This window comes from Achromobacter sp. UBA5777 (genome assembly GCF_002418565.1).
Lineage (GTDB): Bacteria > Pseudomonadota > Gammaproteobacteria > Burkholderiales > Burkholderiaceae_B > Achromobacter > Achromobacter animicus.
The window spans coordinates 1-7599 of the sequence record NZ_DIEJ01000057.1; the positions used below are offsets into that span (position 1 = coordinate 1).

At 66.3% G+C, this 7599-nt stretch carries 8 protein-coding genes; 2 read left to right on the forward strand and 6 right to left on the reverse strand.

The window, feature by feature from the left end:
• Positions 1-82: 82 nt before the first annotated feature.
• Positions 83-1861 carry a potassium-transporting ATPase subunit KdpA gene (gene kdpA / locus B3446_RS03860; protein ID WP_291377370.1) on the reverse strand — a complete coding sequence of 593 codons (1779 nt, stop codon included), beginning with the start codon at positions 1859-1861 and terminating at the stop codon, positions 83-85.
• Positions 1861-1950: a K(+)-transporting ATPase subunit F gene (kdpF, locus tag B3446_RS03865; RefSeq protein ID WP_175184142.1), complete on the reverse strand. Its 90-nt coding sequence runs from the start codon at positions 1948-1950 to the stop codon at positions 1861-1863. The genes kdpA and kdpF overlap by 1 nt, the downstream gene beginning before the upstream one ends.
• 738 nt (positions 1951-2688) lie before the next feature.
• On the opposite strand from kdpF, the gene B3446_RS03870 reads away from it, so the two are divergent.
• Together B3446_RS03870 and B3446_RS03875 are read left to right on the forward strand one after the other, a co-directional pair.
• Positions 2689-2967 (forward strand): DUF4212 domain-containing protein, encoded by a 279-nt coding sequence (locus tag B3446_RS03870; RefSeq protein WP_191577687.1) that lies wholly within the window; start codon positions 2689-2691, stop codon positions 2965-2967.
• The gene (locus tag B3446_RS03875; protein ID WP_291377371.1) at positions 2967-5057 is read left to right on the forward strand and encodes a sodium:solute symporter family protein; all 2091 of its coding nucleotides are present in this window, start codon (positions 2967-2969) and stop codon (positions 5055-5057) included. Before B3446_RS03870 ends, B3446_RS03875 begins: the two co-directional genes overlap by 1 nt.
• Here B3446_RS03875 and B3446_RS03880 read toward each other — a convergent pair.
• The 4 genes from B3446_RS03880 to B3446_RS03895 all read right to left on the reverse strand — a co-directional run.
• Positions 5054-6184 carry a hypothetical protein gene (locus B3446_RS03880; protein WP_291377372.1) on the reverse strand — a complete coding sequence of 377 codons (1131 nt, stop codon included), beginning with the start codon at positions 6182-6184 and terminating at the stop codon, positions 5054-5056. The genes B3446_RS03875 and B3446_RS03880 overlap by 4 nt on opposite strands.
• On the reverse strand, positions 6171-6644 hold the full coding sequence (locus B3446_RS03885; protein WP_291377373.1) for a hypothetical protein: 474 nt from the start codon (positions 6642-6644) through the stop codon (positions 6171-6173). Before B3446_RS03885 ends, B3446_RS03880 begins: the two co-directional genes overlap by 14 nt.
• Before the next feature lie 214 nt (positions 6645-6858).
• Positions 6859-7188 carry a DMT family transporter gene (locus B3446_RS03890; protein WP_056568656.1) on the reverse strand — a complete coding sequence of 110 codons (330 nt, stop codon included), beginning with the start codon at positions 7186-7188 and terminating at the stop codon, positions 6859-6861.
• Positions 7185-7599, reverse strand: a 415-nt coding sequence (locus B3446_RS03895) for a Smr/MutS family protein (protein WP_291377374.1), incomplete at its 5' end; no start/stop codon positions are given. The genes B3446_RS03895 and B3446_RS03890, both read right to left, overlap by 4 nt.

The following is a 7599-nucleotide window of genomic DNA, read 5'->3' on the forward strand; positions in this document are numbered from 1 at the left end:
CAGCGGGCGCCCGGGCAACGCTGCCGCCCGAGCTGGTAGTTTCCATTTCAATCTTGGCCATGTTCTTTCCTAGCCTGTTGCATCAAGGTTGCAGGTGTTCCGCGATCGGGCCGAGGGCCAGCGCGGGCACGTAGGTGAGGGCGCCGACCAGCAGCACCGCGCCGATCAGCAGCGTCACGAAGAGCGGGCCGGTGGTCGGCATGCTGCCGGGACCGGCGGGCAGCCGGCGCTTGGCGGCCAGCGAACCGGCCATGGCCAGCACGGCCACGATCACGGCGAACCGGCCGAACCACATCGCGATGCCCAGGAGCACGTTGTAGAAGGGCGTATTGGCCGACAACCCGGCGAAGGCGCTGCCGTTGTTGTTGGCGGCCGACGAGAGCGCGTAGAGGATTTCCGAGAAGCCGTGGATGCCCGGATTGAGCACGCCGGCCTGGCCCGCCGTCACGGACACGGCCAGCGCCGTGCCGCCCAGCACGAGCAGCGGGGTGGCCAGGATGACGATGGACACCATCTTCATGTCGAAGGCCTCGATCTTCTTGCCCAGGTACTCGGGCGTGCGTCCGATCATCAGCCCGGCGATGAAGACGCCCAGGATGGCAAAGGCCAGCATGCCGTACAGCCCGGAGCCCACGCCGCCGTATACGACTTCGCCAAGCTGCATCAGCAGCATCGGCGACAGCCCGCCCATCGCCGACAGCGAGTCGTGCATGCCGTTCACCGCGCCGCAGGAGGCTGCGGTGGTGACCGTCGCAAACAGCGAGGTGGCGGCAATGCCGAAGCGCGTCTCCTTGCCTTCCATGTTGCCGCCGGGCGTCACGGCGCTGGCCTGGACGGCCATCGGATTGGGCTGCTGCTCGAAGTACGCGGTGGACAGCGCGAAGACGGCAAACAGCGCCGTCATCGCCGCCAGGATCGCAATGCCCTGACGCCGGCTGCCCACCATCTCGCCGAAGGTGAAGCACAGGGCGGCGGGGATAGCCAGGATTGCCAGCATCTGCAGGAAGTTCGACAGGGGCGTGGCGTTTTCAAAGGGGTGCGCCGAGTTGGCGTTGAAAAAACCGCCGCCGTTGGTGCCCAGCAGCTTGATCGCTTCCTGCGACGCCACCGGACCCATGGCGATGGTCTGCGTGCGCGTCGTGACCGGGTCGGTGACCGCCGCACCGGCAGCGTCCAGCACGGGCTGGCCCTGCGCGTCCATGCGCGGGGCGTCGTAGCGCACCGCTTCGACCGTCTGCACTTCCTGGTAGGCGCTGAAGTTCTGGATCACGCCCTGGCTGACCAGCGTCAGCGCCAAGACCAGCGACAGGGGCAGCAGCACATACAGCGTGCAGCGGACCATGTCAGCCCAGAAGTTGCCCACCGTGGCGGAACAGTGCCGCGCCAGTCCGCGGATCAGCGCGAACAGCACGGCAATGCCGGTCGCGGCGGACACGAAGTTCTGCACCGTCAGTGCCAGCATCTGTGTCAGGTAGCTCATCGTGGATTCGCCGGCGTAGCCCTGCCAGTTGGTGTTGGCGACGAAGCTGATGGCGGTGTTCAGCGCGGAATCGGGCGACACGGCGCCCAGGCCCGCGGGGTTCAGCGGCAGCAGCCCCTGCACGCGCTGCAGTGCATAGACGGCGGCAATGCCCACCAGGTTGAAGACCAGCACGGCGGCGGCATAACGCTTCCAGCCCATCTCCGCCTGCGGGTTGATGCCCGCCAGCCGGTAGATGCCGCGCTCGATCGGCCGGCCCCAGGCGGTCAGCCGGGATCGGCCGTCTTCCATGGCGATGCGGATGTAGCGGCCCAGCACGGGCGCGATCGCAAGCAGGACTGCCAGGTACATGACCAGCAGCCCAACGAATTCGGGGGTCATCAGAATTTCTCCGGTTTGAACAGCGCGACCAGCAGGTACACGAACAGGAATGCGGCCGTGAGGCCGCTCAGCCAGTAGAGCCAGTTCATGGCTGGTCTCCGGCGGACAGGGCGTCGCAGAACCGGACAAGGGCCCAGGTCAGCCCGGCCATCACGGTGAAGATGGCGATATAGATGAGATCCACGTTTTTTCTCCCCGGGAGGCTTGCTCCCTTCGAACAGGCCTGCGCGGCAGAAAGCGGATGCGCGCCGGGCAGGCGAGGTGACCCTTCAGGACACCGGCAGGTTACGGAGCGGGGGGTAAAAACGGGGTATAGCTTGGCGGGCGGGGTGTAAACAGCGCGTAAAGATGATCTGGGATGCTGTCGTTTCCATGCCCGGAATCGGGCGCTTCGCGATGCACGGACTTGGACGGCCGGCGCCATCGGCCATGATCACTAACTGAGCACTGCTCAAGAATTAGGCGGTACGAAGGGCCGATTTGCTGGAAAAATCCCAATATTTAGTACGGCGACCCAAAAATGCACTTATATGGTGCATGGAATATGTAAATGAATGCTCCGTCTTAGGGCATTCCCCTAGTGTGGCATTCCCGCATCTGGTGCAGAATCTCTTCCCATGCAGGTGAGGAGACAAAGCCCTGCATGGGCAAATACCGGCGGCACCGGTACATAAAAAAAGTAAAGCAGTACTCAAAAAAAGCAAACGCACAACGGCTGGCACCAGGAAGTGCCAGCCGTTGTCGCATAAAAAGCCGGCAAATCAAGCTTCAGGGCTTTTCAAGCGCTGCGTTTGGCGATATTCAGATGGGATCTGCTTATCCACGTTATGCCGCAAACGCGCCTTACTCCGTCCCGGACATCCATCACGCCCTACTGGCGCCGCAATCTGCGGCTGATTCTGCTGCTGCTCGCCGTCTGGGCGGCGCTGACCTTCATCCCGTCGTACTTCGCACGCAGCCTCTCCTTCGATTTCATCGGTTGGCCCTTCGCCTTCTGGATGGCCGCCTATGGCGCGCCGCTGGCCTACCTGATCATCATCGCCGTCTACGCCCGGGTCATGAATCGCGCCGATGAGCGCGCCGACGAAACCGGGGAGCCGCGCTGATGCCGTTTTTCACCGGAGACACCCCGCAGGAGTTTCGCATCCGGCTGCGGCGCATCTATGTGCTGTACACGGCCGGCTTTGCGCTGATGATCCTGCTGATGGCGCTGGCCGAGATCCTGGGCATGCCGCGCAACTGGATCGGCTACGTGTTTCTGCTGGTCACCGTCAGCCTGTATGCCGGCATCGGCATTGTCTGCCGCACCTCGGACCAGGTCGAATACTACGTCGCCGGCCGGCGCGTGCCGGCCATCTACAACGGCATGGCGACCGCGGCCGACTGGATGTCGGTGGCGTCGTTCATCGGCGTGGCGGGCACGCTGTATCTGACCGGCTACGGCGGGCTGGCTTACATCATGGGCTGGACGGGCGGCTACGTGCTGGTGGCGATGCTGCTGGCGCCGTATCTGCGACGCTTCGGCCAATACACCATTCCCGATTTCATGGGCGCGCGCTACGGCGGCAACCTGCCTCGGCTGGCCGGGGTCTTCTGCGCCATTCTGTGCTCGTTCACATATCTGGTAGCCCAGATCTACGGCGTGGGCATCATCACCACCCGGATGACCGGCATCTCGTTCGAACTGGGCATCTTCGTCGCGCTCGGCGGCATGCTGGTGTGTTCGTTCCTGGGCGGCATGCGCGCGGTCACGTGGACGCAGGTCGGGCAGTACATCATCCTGGTGATCGCATACCTCGTGCCGGTGATCTGGCTGTCGGTCAAGCACACCAACATGCCGTTGCCGCAGTTGTCGGGCGGGGCGGTGCTGCAGCAAGTGACCGAAAAAGAGGTCTACCTGCAGAACGATCCCTCAGAGATCGAGGTGCGCCGGATCTGGCAGCAGCGCGCCGACGAAATGGGGCGCCGCCTGCAGGCGCTGCCCGAGTCGTGGACGCTGGAAAAGGACAAGCTGCGCAGCCGGCTGGCCCAGTTGAACGCCAATGAGGCGCCCATGGTCGAGATCCGGTCGGCCGAGCGCGAACTGGCCGCCTATCCGCCCACCGTCGAGGATGCGCGCGCCACGTGGTCGCAGGCCAAGGCGACCTTCGAGGCCCGGGCCGCGCCGCCCACGCCGCATGCCGAGCCGTTCCCTGCGAAGGACGCCGAGGAACGCAGCAACATGCGCATCAACTTCCTGGCGATGGTGCTGTGCCTGATGCTGGGCACGGCCGGCATGCCGCATATCCTGATGCGTTCCTACACGACGCCGTCCGTCATCGAGGCGCGCAAATCGGTGTGCTGGTCGTTGCTGTTCATTCTGCTGCTGTATTTCATGGCGCCGGCGCTGGCGCTGCTGGTCAAGTTCGAGATCTATACGCAGGTCGTGGGATCGAACTTCCTCAGCCTGCCCAATTGGGTGCATGCCTGGAGCGCGGTCGACACCAATCTGCTCGACGTCAGTGACATCAACCGCGACGGCGTCGTGCAGCTCAGCGAGATCAGCATGGGGGCGGACGTAGTGGTGCTGGCCATGCCCGAGATCGGTGGGCTGCCTTATGTGATTTCGGGACTTGTTGCTGCGGGCGGACTGGCGGCGGCGTTGTCCACGGCCGACGGTCTCCTGCTGACGCTGTCCAATTCGCTGTCGCACGACATGTGGTACCGGGTCGTGTCGCCGCGGATGTCGGCGGCGCGGCGGGTGATGGTGTCGAAGATCCTGCTGCTGGTGGTGGCGTTTGGCGCGGCGTGGGTCGCGGCGCGCAAGCCCGCGGACATCCTGTTCATGGTGTCGGCTGCGTTTTCGTTCGCGGCCTCGTCATTCTTTCCGGCGCTCGTCATGGGCGTGTTCTGGCGGCGCGCGAACAAATGGGGCGCCACGCTGGGCATGGCGGCCGGGCTGGCCGTGACGTTCGCCTACATGACGCACACGCATCCTTGGCTGCGCGAATCGGTGCTGGGCATTGCGCGGACGCAGCCGGTGGATCTGTGGTGGGGCATCCAGCCCATCGCGGCGGGCGTGTTCGGTGCGCCGGTGGCGTTCCTGACGATCGTGGTGGTGTCGCTGCTGACGCCGCCGCCCGACCGGGCCACGTTGGCGCTGGTGGATTACCTGCGCAATCCGGACGTGCGTCACCCGCAGCCGGACAACACCTAGGGGGCGGGGCAGGCGGCCGGGCGGCGGTCTTCGGGATCGGCGCAGGCTGCCCAGGCGGCGTCGGGCATGGCCTGCAGCAGCGTGAGGACCTGTCCCGGCGCCCATAGCCAGTGGACGCCGCCGGGGGTGCGGCCGGCTGCCGTCCAGATACGCCGGCGGGCGTCGGCGCTCAGGTCGAAGCGGCTATTGGCGCCGCTGTTGCCGCTGGCCAGCACGGACGACGGATCGCGCTTGGCGTCGTAGACGTCGGCATCGCGTCGTGGCTCCACGATGGCCCAGTCGTAGTGGTAGGAGTCTAGCGCCGGCGGCTGCCAACCAGCGCCGGGCAGCACGAGGATCGGGTGTTCGCCCGGGACGGCGCGGTACGGCAATGCGGCCTGCGCGCCCATGCCGTCTTCGGTGCCGCGGACTGGCCGCAGGTAGCGTTGGGCGGCCCGGCCCTTGGCGTCATGCACGATGACCTCATTCGCCTCGCCGGTTTCGGGCGCATGGCGAATGGTCCGCAGCAGGCGGCCCGCGGCGTCGTGCACGTAGCGCACTTGCGGACGCGTGGCGCCGTCGCAGGCGCCGTCGGCCAGTTCCGCCAGCCAGCCGTTGGCGTCATACCGCAGGCAATGCCGCACCGGGCGATTCTGCCTGTCGTCCCAGGTGCGAGAGCGGAGGTCATAGCCGGTCAGCCTGCCGGCCGCGTCGTAGCGAAAGCGAGTCTCGTTGTCTGGCGGCGGCAGGGCTGGACCCGGCTTGGCGCGCGCTTCGTCCACCGTGTGCGGGCTGTATTGGGCGATGCCGCAAAGATGCTGGCGGCCGTCCGCGCCGCGTTCGAAGCGCAGCACGGTGACGCCGATGCGCGCGCCGGGTTCGGCTGCATAGACGGACCAGTCCACGCGTTCGGCCCACAAGACCGGTGTGGCGCGCGGGCCGTCGGGCACCTGGACAGGGGGCAGCCAGCTTCGGATACGGGAGCCGTCCTTGCCCAGCAACGTGTTGGTGTCGTCGAGCCGGACGTCGGCGATGACGGTCAGTCTTTCGCCCGCAGCGAGCGGTTGGCAAAGGGCCATGGCAAGCCCGGGCGCCGCGGACAGCCCGGCCAGGACCAGCAGGCGCAGGACGCAATCAGTTTGCGGCATTGTGCAGCCACGCGACAAGATCCCACAGCTCGGCGCTGACGCCGCCGAGCCGCAAGGCCCCGCCGCGGGACTCCATCAGCAGGAAGGGGTAGGCATTGCGCTCGAACGTGCCGGCGGGCGGCAGCCGGTAGGGGGTGAAGCGGCCGGACGACAGCAGGTACGTGTTGGTCATGTCGCCCACGTCCACATGCAGGTACCAGACGATCAGATTCGTGCCCTTGAACGCGGCATCGGATTCCGGATAAATGCCGCCTTGGCCCGCAGGAATGCCGCTGGCCAGCACGCCCAGGAAGACCGGACGCGGTCCGTATTGCGGGCGGTAATCGCCATCGCTGTTACGGCGGGTGAAGGCTTCGCGGATGAAGCCGGCGGCTCGCGAGCCGGGCACCACGGACTTGTCGAACAGGGCGTCGAGCTGCGCGTCGTTCAACGGGCTGCGCGCGGCGGCGAGCCGGTCCATGTCCTGCGTGAAGACCGCCAGCCAGGTCCGGTAGCGCTTGAGTTCGGCCGCGCGGTCAAAGTCCTCGGCCGATGCGCTGCCGGCGAAAAGCCAGGCCAGGCACAGACAGGCCGCAAGCGCACGGCGCAGGAAGCCCTGCGCCAGGAAGCCCTGCGCCAGGAAGCCCTGCNNCCCTGCGCCAGGAAGCCCTGCCGGAACAATGCGGCCATGGCCGTCAATGCGAAACGGATTTGGAAAAGACGTTCATCACCACCACACCGGCGATGATGAGGCCGATGCCGATGAGCGCCGGCGTGTCCAGATGCTGCTTGAACAGCACCGCGCCCACGATGGAGATCAGCACGATGCCCACGCCGGACCAGATCGCGTAGGCGATGCCCACGGGGATCTCGCGCAGGGTCAGCGACAGGAAATAGAACGAGATCAGGTAGCCGAAGACGGTGATGACGGACGGCACCAGCCGCGTGAACCCTTCGGACCCCTTGAGGGCGCTGGTGGCGAAGATCTCGGCGACGATCGCCACGCCCAGGTACAGCCATTTCATTTGCGCGGGCCCTCAGACTGCCGCAGCAGCACCAGCAGGGCGCCCGCGCCGCCTTCGCGTTCGGGTGCCTCGGAAAACGCCATGACTTCGGCCTTCTGGACCAGCCACGTGCGCGCCTTGTCCTTCAGGACCGGCTCAAGGCCTTCCGAGTTGTAGCCCTTGCCGTGCACGATGCGCACACAGCGGATGCCGTGTTCCTGGCATTCGTCCAAAAATGACAGCAAGGCATGGCGGGCCTGCTCGACGCGCAGTCCGTGCAGGTCGAGTTCAGCCCCGGCGCGCCATTGGCCGCGGCGCAGGTTGCGCGCGGTGTCGGGCGCCACGTCGCCGCGCACGAAGGCGGTGCCGCCTTCGGAAAGCAGATGCGTGATCTCGCCGCCGTCCGAGACACCGGCATCGGCGCGGCCGGGC